The 15228-nt window shown below is 72.6% G+C and carries 15 protein-coding genes; 9 read left to right on the top strand and 6 right to left on the bottom strand.

Features of this window, described 5'->3' with window-relative positions; genetic code table 11:
- A complete protein-coding gene (locus IE172_RS05455) occupies positions 1–789 on the bottom strand; it encodes a ZIP family metal transporter (RefSeq protein ID WP_190095897.1) in 789 nt (262 codons plus the stop codon).
- 99 nt (positions 790–888) lie between these two features.
- Between IE172_RS05455 and cobM the strand changes: the two genes are divergently transcribed.
- From cobM to cobC, 4 genes are all read left to right on the top strand, one after another.
- Positions 889–1719, top strand: coding sequence for a precorrin-4 C(11)-methyltransferase (gene cobM / locus IE172_RS05450; protein ID WP_190095896.1), 831 nt, complete (start codon positions 889–891; stop codon positions 1717–1719).
- A 76-nt stretch (positions 1720–1795) separates the two neighbouring features.
- Complete coding sequence (gene cobJ, locus IE172_RS05445; RefSeq protein WP_190095895.1) at positions 1796–3478, top strand: precorrin-3B C(17)-methyltransferase; 1683 nt, start codon at positions 1796–1798, stop codon at positions 3476–3478.
- An 83-nt stretch (positions 3479–3561) separates the two neighbouring features.
- On the top strand, positions 3562–4467 hold the full coding sequence (locus tag IE172_RS05440; RefSeq protein WP_190095894.1) for a sirohydrochlorin chelatase: 906 nt from the start codon (positions 3562–3564) through the stop codon (positions 4465–4467).
- A complete protein-coding gene (gene cobC / locus IE172_RS05435; RefSeq protein ID WP_190095893.1) occupies positions 4457–5602 on the top strand; it encodes an Rv2231c family histidinol phosphate aminotransferase CobC in 1146 nt (381 codons plus the stop codon). Before IE172_RS05440 ends, cobC begins: the two co-directional genes overlap by 11 nt.
- A gap of 53 nt (positions 5603–5655) precedes the next feature.
- Here the strand turns inward: cobC and IE172_RS05430 are convergent, their stop codons facing one another.
- From IE172_RS05430 to IE172_RS05410, 5 genes are all read right to left on the bottom strand, one after another.
- Positions 5656–6546 (bottom strand): SCO1860 family LAETG-anchored protein, encoded by an 891-nt coding sequence (locus IE172_RS05430; protein WP_190095892.1) that lies wholly within the window; start codon positions 6544–6546, stop codon positions 5656–5658.
- A 199-nt stretch (positions 6547–6745) separates the two neighbouring features.
- Positions 6746–7837, bottom strand: a complete 1092-nt coding sequence (locus tag IE172_RS05425; RefSeq protein WP_190095891.1) for an amidohydrolase family protein — start codon at positions 7835–7837, stop codon at positions 6746–6748.
- A gap of 20 nt (positions 7838–7857) precedes the next feature.
- Positions 7858–8655, bottom strand: a complete 798-nt coding sequence (locus tag IE172_RS05420; protein WP_190095890.1) for an amino acid ABC transporter ATP-binding protein — start codon at positions 8653–8655, stop codon at positions 7858–7860.
- Positions 8652–9488, bottom strand: coding sequence for an amino acid ABC transporter permease (locus tag IE172_RS05415; protein ID WP_190095889.1), 837 nt, complete (start codon positions 9486–9488; stop codon positions 8652–8654). The genes IE172_RS05420 and IE172_RS05415 overlap by 4 nt, the downstream gene beginning before the upstream one ends.
- Positions 9489–9492: 4 nt before the next feature.
- A complete protein-coding gene (locus IE172_RS05410) occupies positions 9493–10344 on the bottom strand; it encodes a transporter substrate-binding domain-containing protein (protein WP_190095888.1) in 852 nt (283 codons plus the stop codon).
- 188 nt (positions 10345–10532) lie between these two features.
- On the opposite strand from IE172_RS05410, the gene IE172_RS05405 reads away from it, so the two are divergent.
- The 5 genes from IE172_RS05405 (at position 10533) to thpD (ending at position 15219) form a co-directional block, all read left to right on the top strand.
- Positions 10533–11633: a pyridoxal-phosphate-dependent aminotransferase family protein gene (locus IE172_RS05405; protein ID WP_190095887.1), complete on the top strand. Its 1101-nt coding sequence runs from the start codon at positions 10533–10535 to the stop codon at positions 11631–11633.
- 396 nt (positions 11634–12029) lie between these two features.
- A complete protein-coding gene (gene ectA, locus IE172_RS05400; protein WP_190095886.1) occupies positions 12030–12536 on the top strand; it encodes a diaminobutyrate acetyltransferase in 507 nt (168 codons plus the stop codon).
- A gap of 74 nt (positions 12537–12610) precedes the next feature.
- Complete coding sequence (ectB, locus tag IE172_RS05395) at positions 12611–13882, top strand: diaminobutyrate--2-oxoglutarate transaminase (RefSeq protein WP_190095885.1); 1272 nt, start codon at positions 12611–12613, stop codon at positions 13880–13882.
- Between the two features lie 35 nt (positions 13883–13917).
- A complete protein-coding gene (locus IE172_RS05390; RefSeq protein WP_190095884.1) occupies positions 13918–14316 on the top strand; it encodes an ectoine synthase in 399 nt (132 codons plus the stop codon).
- A gap of 6 nt (positions 14317–14322) precedes the next feature.
- Positions 14323–15219 (top strand): ectoine hydroxylase, encoded by an 897-nt coding sequence (thpD, locus tag IE172_RS05385; RefSeq protein ID WP_190095883.1) that lies wholly within the window; start codon positions 14323–14325, stop codon positions 15217–15219.
- The last annotated feature ends 9 nt before the right edge of the window (positions 15220–15228 follow it).

Raw genomic sequence — 15228 nt, 5'->3', positions numbered from 1 at the left:
TCAGTGCGCGGCGCCCACCACGAGCCAGATGAACAGCACGCCCGTGATCGTGCACAGCAGGGTGGAGCGGGCCGGGTGCCGGTGGTGGGCCTCCGGCAGGATCTCGGCCGCCGCCAGGTAGAGCAGCGCGCCGCCGAACAGGCCCAGGTAGCCGCCGAGCAGGGGCTGCGGGATCGTGAAGAAGAGCGTGGAGGCGGCGCCGGCGACCGGTGCGGCCGCGTCCGCGACCAGCATGGTCAGCGCGCGGCGGCGGGCGTTGCCGTACACGCGGGTGAGCGTGTACGTGTTGAAGCCGTCCGCGAAGTCGTGGGCGATGACGGCCACGGCGACGGCTGCGCCCATGCCGCCGCCGACCTGGAAGGCCGCTCCGATCGCGACGCCGTCCATGGCGCTGTGGCCGACCATCGCCGCGGCGGCCGTCAGACCCACCTCGGGGTTGCGTTCGCCGGAGAGCCGCGGCGGCGCGCCGGCGCCCGGCGCAGGCCCACAGGCCCGAGCCGCCGACACGGTCTCCCCGGCGCCGTGCGGGGCCTGCCGGTGGGCCAGCAGGCGTTCCACCAGGTGGGCGAGGAGGAAGCCCGCCACGAAGAGCAGCAGGGCCGCCGGTACGCCGTGGATCTCGGTGCCCGCCGCTTCCAGGGACTCGGGGAGGAGTTCCAGGCCGACCACGCCCAGCATGAGCCCGCCGGCCAGGCCCAGCACCAGATGGCGGCGGTCGGTCACGCGGTGTGCCGTCCAGCCGCCGGCCAGCGTCATCAGGAACGCGCCGAGCGCGACGAGAACCGCCATGTGCCCTTCGTATCGGATCGGCGGCCCGTCGCGCACGCGTGACAGCCCGCTCGCCGCCCACCGTCTTGATCATTCATCCGCAGGAGAGGACCGTTTCCCATGACCGATGCCCCGACCGGTGCCCCCACCGGCAAGGTGACCTTCGTCGGGGCCGGTCCCGGCGCCGCCGATCTGCTGACGTTCCGTGCCGCCCGGGCCATCGCCGAGGCCGATGTGGTCATCTGGGCCGCCAGTCTGGTGCAGGAGGAGGTGCTGGGGCACGCGCGTGAGGACGCGGAGGTCCTCGACTCGGCGGCCATGTCCCTGGAGGACGTGGTGGCCGTCTACGAGCGGGCCCGCGCGGAAGGGCTGAGGGTCGCGCGGATCCACTCGGGCGATCCCGCGCTGTGGGGCGGCACCCAGGAGCAGGTCGACCGGTGTGCGGAGCTCGGCATCGCCACCGAGATCGTGCCCGGGGTGTCGTCGTTCTCGGCGGTCGCGGCGCTCGCGGGGCGGGAACTGACCATCCCCGAGGTGGCGCAGTCGGTGGTGCTGACCCGGCTCGGCGGCGGCAAGACGCCGATGCCGCCCGGCGAGGAGGTCCGCGAGTTCGCGCGGCACGGCACCACCATGGCGGTCTTCCTGTCGGCCGCCCGCAGCGGGCAGCTGGTGCGGGAGCTGCTGGAGGGCGGCTACCCGACGTCCACGCCGGTCGTCGTGGCGTACCAGGCGACCTGGCCGGAGGAGCTGGTGGTGAAGTGCACGATCGGCACGCTGGAGGAGACCGTCAAGGAGCACAGGCTGTGGAAGCACACGCTGTTCCTGGTCGGTCCGGCGCTCGACGCGCACGGCACGCGGTCGCACCTCTACCACCCGGGTCACTTCCACGGCTTCCGCAAGGCCGACCCGGAGGCACGCCGGGCGTTGCGTTCGCGGGGTGCGAGCACGTGATCACCGTCGTGCTGCCCCGTCCCGTTTCCCTGCCGTGGGGCGTCCGGTCCCACGGCCGTACCGAAGGAGTCGACAGGTGATCGGCCTCATCTCCGCCACGGCGGCCGGAACGTCGGCGCGGGACCGGCTGGCCGCCGCCTGGCCGGACCGTACGCGCGTGTACGAGGGTCCGGTGGCGGACGCGGTACGGGCCGCGTTCGCCGAGTGCGAGCAGCTCGTGTGCTTCCTCGCCACCGGGGCCGTGGTGCGGCTCGTGGCGCCCCTGCTGGACGGCAAGACGTCCGACCCGGGCGTGGTCTGTGTCGACGAGGCGGGCCGGTTCGCGGTGTCCCTGGTCGGCGGGCACGGCGGCGGGGCGAACGAACTCGCCCGCGCGGTCGGCGAGGTGCTGGGCGCCGAGCCGGTGGTGACGACGGCGACGGATGCCGTCCGTCTGCCGGGCCTGGACACCCTCGGGCTGCCGGTGGAGGGGAACGTGGCCGCCGTGTCGCGGGCCCTGCTGGACGGTGAGGCGGTGGCGTTGCGCGCCGAGGTGACCTGGCCGCTGCCGCCGCTGCCGGTCGCCGGGGACGGGGCGTACACGATCCGCGTCACGGACCGGCTGGTCGAACCGGGTGAGCGGGAGGTGGTGCTGCGGCCCCCGACCCTCGTCGCCGGGGTGGGCGCCTCCCGGGGCGCCCCCGCCGAGGAGGTACTCGGTCTGGTCGAGGGGGCGTTGCGGGACGCGGGACTGTCGGGCGCGTCGCTCGCCGCGCTCGCCACCGTCGACGCCAAGGCGGACGAGCCCGGCATCGTCGCGGCCGCCCGGCGGCTCGGGGTGCCCCTGGTGACGTACACCGCCGGGGAGTTGGCGCGCGTCGAGGTGCCCAACCCCTCCGACGCGCCCCTGGCCGCCGTCGGCACCCCATCGGTCGCGGAGGCGGCCGCGCTGCTGGGCGGGGGTGAACTGCTGGTGCCCAAGCGGAAGTCGGCGGCGCGTCCCGCGATGGCGACCTGTGCCGTCGTACGGCGCCCGGCGCGCGGGAGGCTCGCGGTGGTCGGCCTCGGGCCGGGCGCCCGGGACCTGCTCACCCCGCGGGCCGGGGCCGAACTGCGGCGCGCCTCCGTGCTGGTGGGCCTCGACCAGTACGTCGACCAGATCCGTGATCTGCTGCGGCCCGGCACGCGGGTGCTGGAGTCCGGTCTCGGCGCGGAGGAGGAGCGGGCCCGTACGGCCGTGGCGGAGGCCCGGCGCGGGCACGCGGTCGCGCTGATCGGCAGCGGCGACGCGGGGGTGTACGCCATGGCCTCGCCCGCTCTGGCCGAGGCGTCGGACGACATCGACGTGGTCGGCGTGCCGGGTGTGACGGCGGCGCTGGCCGCCGGGGCGGTCCTGGGGGCGCCGCTGGGCCACGACCACGTGTCGATCAGCCTGTCGGACCTGCACACGCCGTGGGAGGTCATCGAGCGGCGGGTGCGGGCGGCGGCCGAGGCGGACATCGTCGTGACGTTCTACAACCCGCGCAGCCGGGGCCGTGACTGGCAGCTGCCCAAGGCGCTGTCGATCCTCGCCGGGCACCGGGAGCCGGCCACGCCGGTGGGAGTCGTGCGCAACGCGTCCCGGGCGGACGAGTCGAGCCGGCTGACCACGCTGGCCGCGCTGGACCCGGCGACGGTCGACATGATGACGGTGGTGACCGTCGGCAACACGGCGACCCGCGAGATCGCGGGGCGCATGGTCACCCCGCGCGGCTACCGCTGGCAGGAGGAGCCGCGGTGAACCGCGTCCCTCCGCACACACCCCTACACACACCCGCACCCATACCCACACCCGGATCCGAGTCCGAGTCCCGAGGAGAACCTGTGACCACCCCGCCCGCCCTGCTCATCGCCGGCCACGGCACCCGGGACGACGCCGGAGCGGAGGCGTTCCGCGACTTCGTGCGGGAGCTGGGCCGCCGTCACCCCGGGCTGCCCGTCGCGGGCGGCTTCATCGAGCTGTCCCCGCCGCCGCTGGGCGAGGCCGTCGCCGAGCTGGTGGAGCGGGGCGTGCGGCGGTTCGCGGCCGTTCCGCTGATGCTGGTGTCCGCCGGGCACGCCAAGGGTGACATCCCGGCGGCCCTGGCCCGCGAGAAGGAACGCCACCCGGGCATCTCGTACACCTACGGCCGTCCGCTGGGCCCGCATCCCACGCTGCTGCGGGTGCTGGAGCGGCGGCTGGCCGAGGCGGTGGATCCGTCCTGGGACCCGTCCGAGGTGACGGTGCTGCTCGTGGGACGCGGCTCGACGGACCCGGACGCCAACGCCGAGGTGTTCAAGGCGGCACGGCTGCTGTGGGAGGGGCGCGGCTACGCGGGCGTGGAAACGGCGTTCGTGTCGCTGGCGGCGCCGGACGTGCCGGGCGGACTGGACCGGTGCGCGCGCCTGGGCGCCCGCCGGATCGTGGTCCTGCCGTACTTCCTCTTCACCGGGATCCTGCCGGACCGGGTACGGCGGCAGACCGCCGCGTGGGCGGCGGCGCGTCCGGACACCGAGGTACGGTCGGCGGACGTCGTCGGGCCGGAGCCGGAGCTGCTGGACCTGGTGATGGAGCGCTACGAGGAGGCCGTGAAGGGTGATCTCAGGATGAACTGCGACTCGTGCGTGTACCGGATCGCGCTGCCCGGCTTCGAGGACAAGGTGGGGCTTCCGCAGCAGCCGCACTTCCACCCCGACGACGACGGCCACCACCACCACGGGCACGGGCACGCCCACTCGCATGCGCACTGATCCGGTGGCCGGCGGACACGACCTGCGCCACCACGGGGACGCCGAGGTCCGCGACGACGGGTCCGCGCTGGCCGACCTCGCGGTGAACGTCCGCACGGACACGCCCCCGGCGTGGCTGCGGGAACACATCGCCGCGTCGCTGTCCGGGCTCGCCGCCTACCCGGACGGGCGGGCCGCGCGGGCCGCGGTGGCGGCACGGCACGGGCTGCCGGTGGAACGGGTGCTGCTGACGGCCGGCGCGGCGGAGGCGTTCGTGCTGCTGGCGCGGGCGCTGAAGGTGAACCGGCCGGTGGTGGTGCACCCGCAGTTCACCGAGCCGGAGGCGGCACTGCGCGATGCCGGGCACACGGTGCACCGGGTGCTGCTGCGGGAGGCGGACGGCTTCCGGCTGGACCCGGCGGCGGTGCCCGCGGAAGCGGACCTGGTCGTGATCGGCAACCCGACGAACCCGACGTCGGTGCTCCATCCGGCCGCCACCGTGGCCGGGCTCGCCCGTCCCGGGCGGACGCTGGTGGTGGACGAGGCGTTCATGGACGCGGTGCCGGGCGAGCGGGAGGCGCTGGCCGGGCGGACGGACGTACCGGGACTGGTGGTGCTGCGCAGCCTCACCAAGACCTGGGGGCTGGCGGGGCTGCGCATCGGCTACGTCCTGGCGGCCGAGGAGACCGTCGCGGAACTGGAGCGCGCCCAGCCGCTGTGGCCGGTGTCCACGCCGGCGCTGGCGGCGGCGGAGGCGTGCGTGGGGGCGGCGGCCCTGGCGGAGGCGGCGGGGGCGGCGGAGCGCGTCGCGGCGGACCGGGCGTACCTGATCGCCGGGCTGCGTGGCTTCGCCGATCTCGGGGTGCGGGTCGTGGAGCCCGCGGAAGGGCCGTTCGTGCTGGTGCGGCTGCCGGACGCGGCTGCTGTGCGGGGGCGGCTGCGTGACGCGGGTTACGCGGTGCGGCGGGGGGACACGTTTCCTGGTCTGGACGGAGGCTGGCTGCGTGTGGCGGTCCGGGGCCGGGGGACGACGGACGGCCTTCTGCGCGCGTTGGGGCCGGCGCTGCGCACGGCCGGAATCGCCCCCGCCGCCCCTTCCCGTCCCGACACCGGGACTCCGCCCCGGACCCCGCTCCTCAAACGCCGGAGGAGCTGATGTCAGCCCCTCCGGCGTCGAGGAGCGTCGAGGGGCGGCGGGGGCGGAAGACGTCAGTTACCGCGCCCCCGCCGGGACAGCGCCACCGCTCCACCGCCCGCCGCCAGCAGGGCCACCGCGCCGGCCGCGACGTACGGGGTCACCGGATCGCCTCCCGTCTCGGCCAGGTCGGCCTCCGCGCGTGCTCCCTGCGGCTGGACGGCGGCCTCCGGGGCGGCCGGTGCTCCCGGCGCGGCCGGTTGCGCCGCCGGGGTCTCGCACCTGGACTCGGCCAGGGTCAGCGTGCCCTCGACCTCGGCCACGTTCAGCTCCAGCGGGTCGACGGACACCTCCAGCCGCAGGGCGGTGGCCGCGGCCGTGGTCGACGTGGTGTCGGTCTTCGACAGGTCCAGCCGGACCTCGCCGACACCCGGCACCTCGACGTGGGTGGGGCCTCCGGCGGTCAGCGCGACGCGCTTGCCGAGGACCGTCACCGAGGCGGGCAGGGTCACCGAGGCGTGCGGGTTCCGCCCGGCCTCGCAGACCGCCTTGGAGCTCACCGCCTCCAGCTCGACGACCGACAGCAGCGGCAGACCCGGCACGTGCAGCCGGGCCTTGGTGAGGGTGGTGGACGCCTCCGCCCGCTCGCCGTTCACCGTCGCCTTCGCGTCGGCCACCTCCGCCCGCAGCACGCTGAAGGGCTTGCCGCCGTCGACGCCGTCGAGGCTGGCGGTGAGTGCCGTCCTCCGCGCGTCCCCGGGTGCCCGGACCTCGTTGAGGGAGACGGCGAGCGGGGCGTGCACGGTCTTGTTGAGCAGGGCCACGTCGAGCCCGGTGCGCAGGACGGCGGCGCTCGCGCTGCCGCTCTCCCCGGTGGCGTGCGCGGAGCCCGCTCCGGCCAGCGCGGCGGGCCCGGCGGTGAGGGCGGCTGCCGCGGCGGCGACCGCCCAACGGCGTGCGGGCATACGGACGTTGATGGTGTACAAGGTGGTGGGACCCCCATGAGACACGACTGGGACCCGGAAAGGATGTCCGCGCGAACAGCAGGCCGTCAGCGATCCGCCGACTGTTCACCCCTTCGAGGAGACCTGGTGGATTCGTTCGAATACCGGGGCACGGTTGTTCCCCGCCGTCACCCTCGTACGCACCACCGGGCGCGCGCCGCTAGGCGACCACGCGCCCGTTGAGCACCACCCGGCGCGGATCGGTCAGCACGGTCACGTCCGCGCGCGGGTCGGCGCCGTAGACCACGAGGTCGGCCGGGGCGCCCTCGTCCAGGCCGGGGCGGCCGAGCCACTTCCTGGCCGCCCAGGTGCCGGCGGCCAGCGCCTCGACCGGCGGGATGCCGGCCCGGGTGAGCTCCGCGACCTCCTCGGCGGCCAGCCCGTGCGGGAGCGACCCGCCGGCGTCGGTGCCGACGAAGACGGGCACGCCGGCGTCGTGGGCGGAGCGGACGGTGTCGTAGCGCCGTTCGTGGAGCCGGCGCATGTGGGCGGACCAGCGCGGGAACTTGGACTCGCCGCCGTCGGCGAGCGCGGGGAAGGTGGCGATGTTGACGAGCGTGGGGACGATCGCCACGCCTCGCTCGGCGAACAGCGGGATGGTCTCGTCGGTGAGGCCCGTGGCGTGCTCGACGCAGTCGATGCCGGCCTCGACCAGGTCCCGCAGGGAGTCCTCCGCGAAGCAGTGCGCGGTGACGCGGGCGCCCAGCCGGTGCGCCTCGGCGATGGCCGCCTCGACGGCGCCGCGCGGCCAGCAGGCCGACAGATCACCGAGGTCGCGGTCGATCCAGTCGCCGACCAGCTTCACCCAGCCGTCGCCCCGCCGGGCCTCCTGGGCGACGTACGCGGGCAGGTCGTCGGGCTCGACCTCCCAGGCGTAGTTGCGGATGTAGCGGCGGGTGCGGGCGATGTGCCGGCCGGCCCGGATGATCTTCGGGAGGTCGTCGCGGTCGTCGGTCCAGCGGGTGTCGGAGGGCGAGCCGGCGTCGCGCAGCAGCAGGGCGCCGGCGTCGCGGTCGGTGAGGGCCTGCTTCTCGGCGACCTCCGCGGGGACCGCGCCGTGCCGGTCCAGGCCCACGTGGCAGTGGGCGTCGACCAGCCCGGGCAGCACCCAGCCGTCGACGGTGCGGACGTCGCGGGCGCCGGCGGGGCGGTCGTAGGAGATCCGCCCGCCGACGACCCACAGTTCGTCGCGGACCTCGTCCGGGCCGACGAGGATCCGTCCCTTCACGTGCAGCACCGCGCGCTCAGTCATACCGGCACCCTAGTCAGGCCCTACCCCGGCTTGCCCACCTGGTCCGAGGTCTCCTCCTCGACGTCCGCCATGGCGGGGTCGAGGAGGCGGGAGAGGAAGTGGCGGGTGCGTTCGTGGCGGGGGCTGCCGATGACCTGGGCGGGCGTGCCGTCCTCGACGACCACGCCGCCGTCCATGAAGACGACCCGGTCGGCGACCTCGCGGGCGAAGGTCATCTCGTGGGTGACGACCATCATCGTCATGCCCTCGTCCGCCAGCATCCGCATCACGGCGAGCACGTCGCCGACCAGTTCGGGGTCGAGCGCCGAGGTCGGCTCGTCGAACAGCATCACCTCGGGGCCCATCGCCAGCGCCCGGGCGATGGCGACGCGCTGCTGCTGGCCGCCGGAGAGGGAGGAGGGGTAGGCGTCCGCCTTCTCGGCGAGGCCCACCCGCCGCAGGTTCGCGGCGGCGACCTCCGCGGCCTCCGCCTTGCCGCGCCGCAGCACCCGGCGCTGCGGCAGGGTGAGGTTCTCGGTCACCGTGAGGTGCGGGAACAGGTTGAACTGCTGGAAGACCATGCCGATGCGGCGGCGTACGGCATCGATGTCGACGTCGGGGTCGGTGAGTTCCGTACCGCCGACGAAGACCTGGCCCTCGGTGGGTTCCTCCAGCAGGTTCACGCAGCGCAGCAGGGTGGACTTGCCGGACCCTGACGGGCCGATGACGCAGACCACCTCGCCCCGGCCGATCTCCAGGTCGATGCCGCGCAGCACCTGGTTGTCGCCGAAGGACTTGTGCAGGCCGCTGACGCGGATCTCGGGCGGGCTCGCGGTCATTTCACGGCCTCCTGGGCCTTGGCCTCCATACGGCGCACGACGAAGCCGAGCGGGACGGTGATCAGCAGGTAGCACAGGCCGGCCACCAGGATGGGGGTGGAGTTGGCGGTCTGGCTGGCCAGGTCGCGGCCGTACTTGGACAGTTCGCGCTCCCCCAGGGTCACGCCGAGGAACAGCACCAGCGAGGAGTCCTTGAAGAGCAGGACGAGTTCGTTGGTGAGCGGCGGGAGGATGATCCGGAAGGCCTGCGGGATGATGATGGAGATCATGGCCCGGGCGGGCGAGAAGCCCAGCGAGCGGGCCGCCTCCATCTGTCCCTTGGGCACGGCCTGGATGCCGGCCCGGATCGTCTCCGCCATGTAGGCGGCCGCCACCAGGCCGAGCGCGAGGGCGACCTTGCCGTAGGTGCCGCCGATGATCTCCGTGCCGGGGAAGGCGAGCGGCACGGCGACGCCGATGAAGATGAAGATCAGCAGGGCGGGCAGGCCGCGGAAGATCTCGATGTAGATGCCGGCCAGCCAGCGGTAGGGCCCGACGGACGACAGCCGCATCAGCGCGATCACCATGCCGAGGGCGAGACCGACGGCGAAGCCGGTCACCGTGAAGAGCACGGTGTTCTTCAGCGCCAGCGTGATGACGTCGGGGAACATCCGCTCGGCGATGTCGACCTGCGCGAACTGGTTCTGCAGCCTGCCCCAGTCGGCCGAGACCGCGAAGGCGATCACGGCCGCGACGAAGACCGCGTACTGGATGCCCCGCGACAGGGTGCGCTTCTGCCGCCGGGTCAGGCCCTTCTTCTTCGGCTGGAGCGGTGCCTTCTCCGTGTCGGTCATGGGCTCAGGACGCGGCCGGCGAGGCGGCGGACTCGTCGTACGGGCCGATCCACCGCTCGTACAGCTTCTTGTACGTGCCGTCGGCCCTGGCGTCGGCGAACGCCTTGTTGATCGCCTCGCGCAGCGCGGTGTTGCCCTTCTTCACCGTGACGCCGTATTCCTCGCCGGTGTCGATCTGCTCGGCGACCTCGAAGGCGTCGGCGTTCGCCTTGTCCTTCAGCCAGCCCTGGACGACGGGGTAGTCGATGACGACGGCCTTGACCTGGCCGGTGCGCAGGCCGTTGAGGACGGCGTCGGAGGACTCGAAGGAGACCGGGTCGAGGCCCTCCTTCTTGACGTGGTCCTCGCCGGTGGTCTGCGCCTGGGCGCCGAGCGCGACGTCCTTGGTCTTCACGTCCGCCAGGGAGCCGACGCCGCTGCCCTTGGCGACGAGGACCGCCTGGGTGGCGTTGAAGTAAGGGTCGGAGAAGTCGACGTTCTTCTTCCGCTCCTCGGTGATGGTCATGCCGGCCGCGGCCAGGTCGCACTCGCCGGAGTTGAGGAAGGCACCGGTCTTGAAGTTCTCGAAGGGCGTGTCGAGGATCGCCTGCTTCACGCCGAGGTCCTCGGCGACCAGGTCGATCAGCGCGACGTCGAAGCCCTGCACCTTGCCGTCGATCTCCGACTGGAACGGCGGGTACGGCAGGTGGGTGCAGGTGGTGAGCTGCCCCGCCTTGACGAGTTCGACACCGCCGGCGGCGGTCTTGGAGCCGCTCCCTCCGTCGTCGCTGGAGGTGCAGGCGGTCAGGAGCACCAGCCCGGCCGTCGCGGTGGTGGCGGCCAGGATGCGGGTCCGGCGGCCGGGGAGCGTCTTCACGGGAGAGCCTCCTGTCAGGGAACTGAACGTTCCGATTATAAGGATGTCTTTGAGGTTCCCCAACCAAACCCATGAGCAGGGGGCCTTTCCGCCTGGGAACCCCGCGGTGGGGCTTCCCTGCGGGCGAAGGTCTACCCTCGACCTCGTCCTCCGTACCCGCGCAGTCGCGAAGCAAAGAGAGCCCCGCCGTGACCCACCTCCTCCTCGACCTGCCCCCGATGAGCGCCGCTCACTTCGCCTCGATCGAGGACCGGGTGGCACGGCTGCTGAGCACCAGGCAGGACGTCGTGATCACGCAGGGTGAGGCGCTGCTGCCGCTGGAGGGCGCGATCCGCGCGACCGCCGGCCCCGGCACGACCGCGCTGAACGTCGTCACCGGCCCCTACGGGCAGACCTTCGGCGACTGGCTGCGGGACTGCGGCGCGACGGTGATCGACCTGACCGTGCCGTTCCACACGGCGGTGACGGCCGAGCAGGTCCGAGGCGTCTTCACGGAGCACCCGGAGATCGACTTCGTGTCCCTGGTGCACGCGGAGGCGGCCACCGGGAACACCAACCCGGTCGCGGAGATCGGTGAGGTGGTGCGGGCCCACGGGGCGCTGTTCTACCTGGACGCGGTGGCGTCCGTCGGGGCGGAGCCGGTGCTGCCGGACGCGTGGGGCGTGGACCTGTGCGTGATCGGGGCGCAGAAGGCGCTGGGCGGTCCCGCCGGGGTGTCGGCGGTGTCGGTGAGCGAGCGGGCGTGGGCGCGGATGGCGGCGAACCCGCGGGCGCCGCGCCGCTCGTACCTGTCGCTGCTGGACTGGAAGGAGCGCTGGATCGACGGCGGCCGCAAGGCGCTGCTGCACGCCCCGGCGCAGCTGGAGATGCTGGCGCTGGAGGCGTGCGTGGAGCGTGTCGAGGCGGCGGGCCTGGAGACGGTGATGGCCCGGCACGCGTCGGCCGCGGCGGCGACGCGGGCCGGCGCGGTGGCGCTGGGCGGCGGTCTCGAGCCGTACGTGCGTGAGGCGGCGGAGGCCGCCCCGGTCGCCACGACCCTGCGGGCGCCGTCCGGGACGGTGGCGGCGGACCTGGTGGCCCGCGCCCTGTCCGCCGACCCGGCCCTCCCGCTGGCCGCCGGGGGCGGGGCGCTGGCGGGCGAGATGATCCGCGTCAACCACTACGGGCCGGAGGCGAGGCCGGGCGCCGTGCGGGCGAGTCTGGCGGCGCTGGGAGCCGCCCTCGGCGAGACGGGCCTCCGCGTGGACACGGACGGGGCCCTGCGGGCCGCGGACGCCGCCTGGCGCTGATCGCCCGCGGGGCCCGGCGGCCCCGCCCGGAAACGTCGGGCGGGCCACCGGGGGATGAATTCCAGGGAATCCTGAAATCATTCGCGCGCATTCCCCCGACGTATTCCATCGCTTATTTTTCTATTATCCGGCGAGTAGCTTCCCGTCTTCTTCTGCCCCGGATCTCCGGGCCTAAACGCCACGATTTCGCGAGCATTCCGAGGGCCGTCACGGGAGTTACATACTTGTGACCGGATCCACAAGCGGTCCCTTTTGTCGCGTATGCACCAGGACAAATGGTGCATCCCGCCGTGATCTCGCGCGGACCTGCCCGCACGCGCGATAACACAGATCGCGCCTGCACGTAACCCCGAGAGACGATGCAATTTTGAATTTACCTGGGTAAGTTCAATTCGCATGACTGCCGCACAAGCAGACCTGCAAATCGACCGCCCCACCGTGGCGGACGGAGCCGAGCTGTGGCGGATAGCCAGGGACTCGAAGGTCCTCGACCTGAACTCGTCGTACAGCTATCTGCTGTGGTGCCGTGACTTCGCCGCCACGTCGGCCGTCGCTCGTGACGAGCGCGGCGAGCCGATCGGCTTCGTCACCGGATTCCTGCGGCCGGACAGCCCGCGCACCCTGCTGGTCTGGCAGGTCGCGGTCGACGCGTCCCACCGCGGCCGCGGTCTGGCCGCCGCCCTGCTCGACGGTCTGGCCGCCCGGACCGCGGCCGAGCACGGGGTGGACACCGTGGAGACCACCATCACGCCGGGCAACACCGCGTCCGAGCGCCTGTTCACCGCGTTCGCGGAGCGCCACGACGCCCTGCTGGAGCGCGAGGTGCTGTTCGACGCCGGCCACTTCCCCGACGGACCGCACGACCCCGAGGTCCTGTACCGCATCGGGCCGTTCGCACTCTGACCGGCCCGCCCGGCCCGACCCCCCTGATCTTCCGACTCCCTCTGACTTCCCACGCCACCGAGGAGCGATTTGCCGTGACCATCACCCAGCCCGACCTCAGCGTCTTCGAGACCCTCGAGTCCGAGGTACGCAGCTACTGCCGCGGCTGGCCCACCGTCTTCGACCGTGCGCACGGCAGCCGCATGTACGACGAGGACGGCCACGAGTACCTCGACTTCTTCGCCGGAGCCGGCTCACTCAACTACGGGCACAACAACCCCGTCCTGAAACGGGCGCTGATCGACTACCTGGAGCGGGACGGCGTCACGCACGGCCTCGACATGTCGACGACGGCCAAGCGCGCCTTCCTGGAGTCCTTCCAGAACTACATCCTGCGCCCGCGCGACCTGCCGTACAAGGTCATGTTCCCGGGCCCGACGGGCACCAACGCCGTGGAGTCCGCGCTGAAGCTGGCGCGGAAGGTGAAGGGACGCGAGGCGATCGTGTCGTTCACCAACGCCTTCCACGGCATGTCGCTGGGCTCGCTCGCCGTGACCGGCAACGCCTTCAAGCGGGCCGGCGCCGGCGTCCCGCTGGTGCACGGCACGCCGATGCCGTTCGACAACTACTTCGACGGCAAGGTCGAGGACTTCCTCTGGTTCGAGCGGCTCCTGGAGGACCAGGGCTCCGGCCTCAACAAGCCCGCCGCCGTGATCGTCGAGACGGTGCAGGGCGAGGGCGGCATCAACGTCGCCCGGCCCGAGTGGCTGCGCGCCCTGGCCGCCCTGTGCGAGCGCCAGGACATGCTGCTCATCGTCGACGACATCCAGATGGGCTGCGGCCGCACCGGTGCCTTCTTCTCCTTCGAGGAGGCCGGCATCACGCCCGACATCGTCACCGTGTCCAAGTCGATCAGCGGCTACGGGCTGCCGATGGCGCTCACCCTGTTCAAGCCCGAACTCGACGTCTGGGAGCCGGGCGAGCACAACGGCACCTTCCGCGGCAACAACCCCGCCTTCGTCACGGCCACCGCGGCCCTGGAGGCGTACTGGGCGGACGGCTCCGCGATGGAGAAGCAGACCCGTTCGCGCGGCGAGCAGGTCGAGCAGGCGCTGATCGCCATCACCGAGGAGAACCTCGCCGACGTCAAGGAGTACCGCGGCCGCGGCCTGGTGTGGGGACTGGAGTTCCACGACAAGGAGCGCGCGGGCCGCATCGCCAAGCGCGCCTTCGAACTCGGGCTGCTGATCGAGACGTCCGGCCCGGAGAGCGAGGTCGTCAAGCTGCTCCCGTCCCTGACCATCACCTCGGACGACCTGGACGAGGGCCTCACCACCCTCGCCCGCGCCGTCCGGGAAACCGCCTGAAAGACACATCCCAGCCGAGGAGGCATCGCAACACCGTGATCGTCCGTTCGTTCAAGGAGCTCGAAGGCACCGACCGGCACGTGAAGTCCGCGTCCGGCACCTGGGAGAGCAAGCGCATCGTCCTCGCCAAGGAGAAGGTCGGCTTCTCCCTGCACGAGACGATCCTCTACGCGGGTACGGAGACGTCGATGTGGTACGCGAACCACATCGAGGCCGTCGTCTGCACCAAGGGCGACGCCGAGCTGACCGACCGCGAGACCGGGGAGACGTACCACATCACCCCCGGCACCATGTACCTCCTCAACGGCCACGAGCGGCACACGCTCAAGGTCAAGGAGGACTTCCACTGCATCTGTGTCTTCAACCCGCCCGTCACCGGACGGGAGGACCACGACGAGAACGGCGTATACCCGCTGCTCACCGAGGAGGTGTGAGTCACCGTGACCACGACCACGAACGTCACCGACCTCTATCCCACGCGCGGCGCCACCGAGGTGGCCACCCCCCGGCAGGACCCGGTCGTCTGGGGTTCCCCGGACACCCCCGGGCCCGTGTCGGCCGGTGACCTGCAGGCGCTGGACCGCGACGGCTTCCTCGCCATCGACCAGCTGATCGGTCCCGACGAGGTGGCCGTGTACCGGCGCGAGCTGGAGCGGCTGGTCAACGACCCGGACATCCGCGCGGACGAGCGGTCGATCGTGGAGCCGCAGTCCAAGGAGATCCGGTCCGTCTTCGAGGTGCACAGGATCAGCGAGGTCTTCGCGAACCTGGTGCGTGACGAGCGGGTCGTCGGGCGGGCCCGGCAGATCCTCGGTTCGGACGTCTACGTCCACCAGTCGCGGATCAACGTCAAGCCGGGCTTCGGGGCCAGTGGCTTCTACTGGCACTCGGACTTCGAGACCTGGCACGCCGAGGACGGCCTGCCGAACATGCGCACGATATCGGTCTCGATCGCGCTCACCGAGAACTACGACACCAACGGCGGTCTCATGATCATGCCGGGGTCGCACAAGACGTTCCTCGGGTGCGCCGGGGCCACGCCGAAGGACAACTACAAGAAGTCCCTGCAGATGCAGGACGCGGGGACCCCGTCCGACGAGGCGCTGACCCGGATGGCGTCGGAGCACGGCATCAGGCTGTTCACCGGCAGGGCCGGCTCGGCGACCTGGTTCGACTGCAACGCCATGCACGGCTCCGGCGACAACATCACGCCGTTCCCGCGCAGCAACGTGTTCATCGTGTTCAACAGCGTCGAGAACACGGCGGTCGAGCCGTTCGCGGCACCGATCAGGCGGCCCGAGTTCATCGGGGCGCGGGACTTCACGCCGGTGCGGTAGCCGCCGTGC

This window comes from Streptomyces griseoflavus (assembly GCF_014649995.1).
In the GTDB taxonomy this organism is placed as follows: Bacteria; Actinomycetota; Actinomycetes; order Streptomycetales; family Streptomycetaceae; genus Streptomyces; species Streptomyces griseoflavus.
Note: the sequence above shows the minus strand (reverse complement) of the source record. Positions and strands in the feature narration are given on the sequence as shown.

Excerpts from the sequence above, each read along its gene's own strand:
- cobM (WP_190095896.1), top strand. The coding sequence starts at position 889 with ATGACCGATGCCCCGACCGGTGCCCCCACCGGCAAGGTGACCTTCGTC.
- IE172_RS05430 (WP_190095892.1), bottom strand. The coding sequence starts at position 6,546 with ATGCCCGCACGCCGTTGGGCGGTCGCCGCCGCGGCAGCCGCCCTCACC.
- IE172_RS05425 (WP_190095891.1), bottom strand. The coding sequence starts at position 7,837 with ATGACTGAGCGCGCGGTGCTGCACGTGAAGGGACGGATCCTCGTCGGC.
- IE172_RS05420 (WP_190095890.1), bottom strand. The coding sequence starts at position 8,655 with ATGACCGCGAGCCCGCCCGAGATCCGCGTCAGCGGCCTGCACAAGTCC.
- IE172_RS05455 (WP_190095897.1), bottom strand. The coding sequence starts at position 789 with ATGGCGGTTCTCGTCGCGCTCGGCGCGTTCCTGATGACGCTGGCCGGC.
- ectA (WP_190095886.1), top strand. The coding sequence starts at position 12,030 with ATGACTGCCGCACAAGCAGACCTGCAAATCGACCGCCCCACCGTGGCG.
- IE172_RS05415 (WP_190095889.1), bottom strand. The coding sequence starts at position 9,488 with ATGACCGACACGGAGAAGGCACCGCTCCAGCCGAAGAAGAAGGGCCTG.
- cobC (WP_190095893.1), top strand. The coding sequence starts at position 4,457 with ATGCGCACTGATCCGGTGGCCGGCGGACACGACCTGCGCCACCACGGG.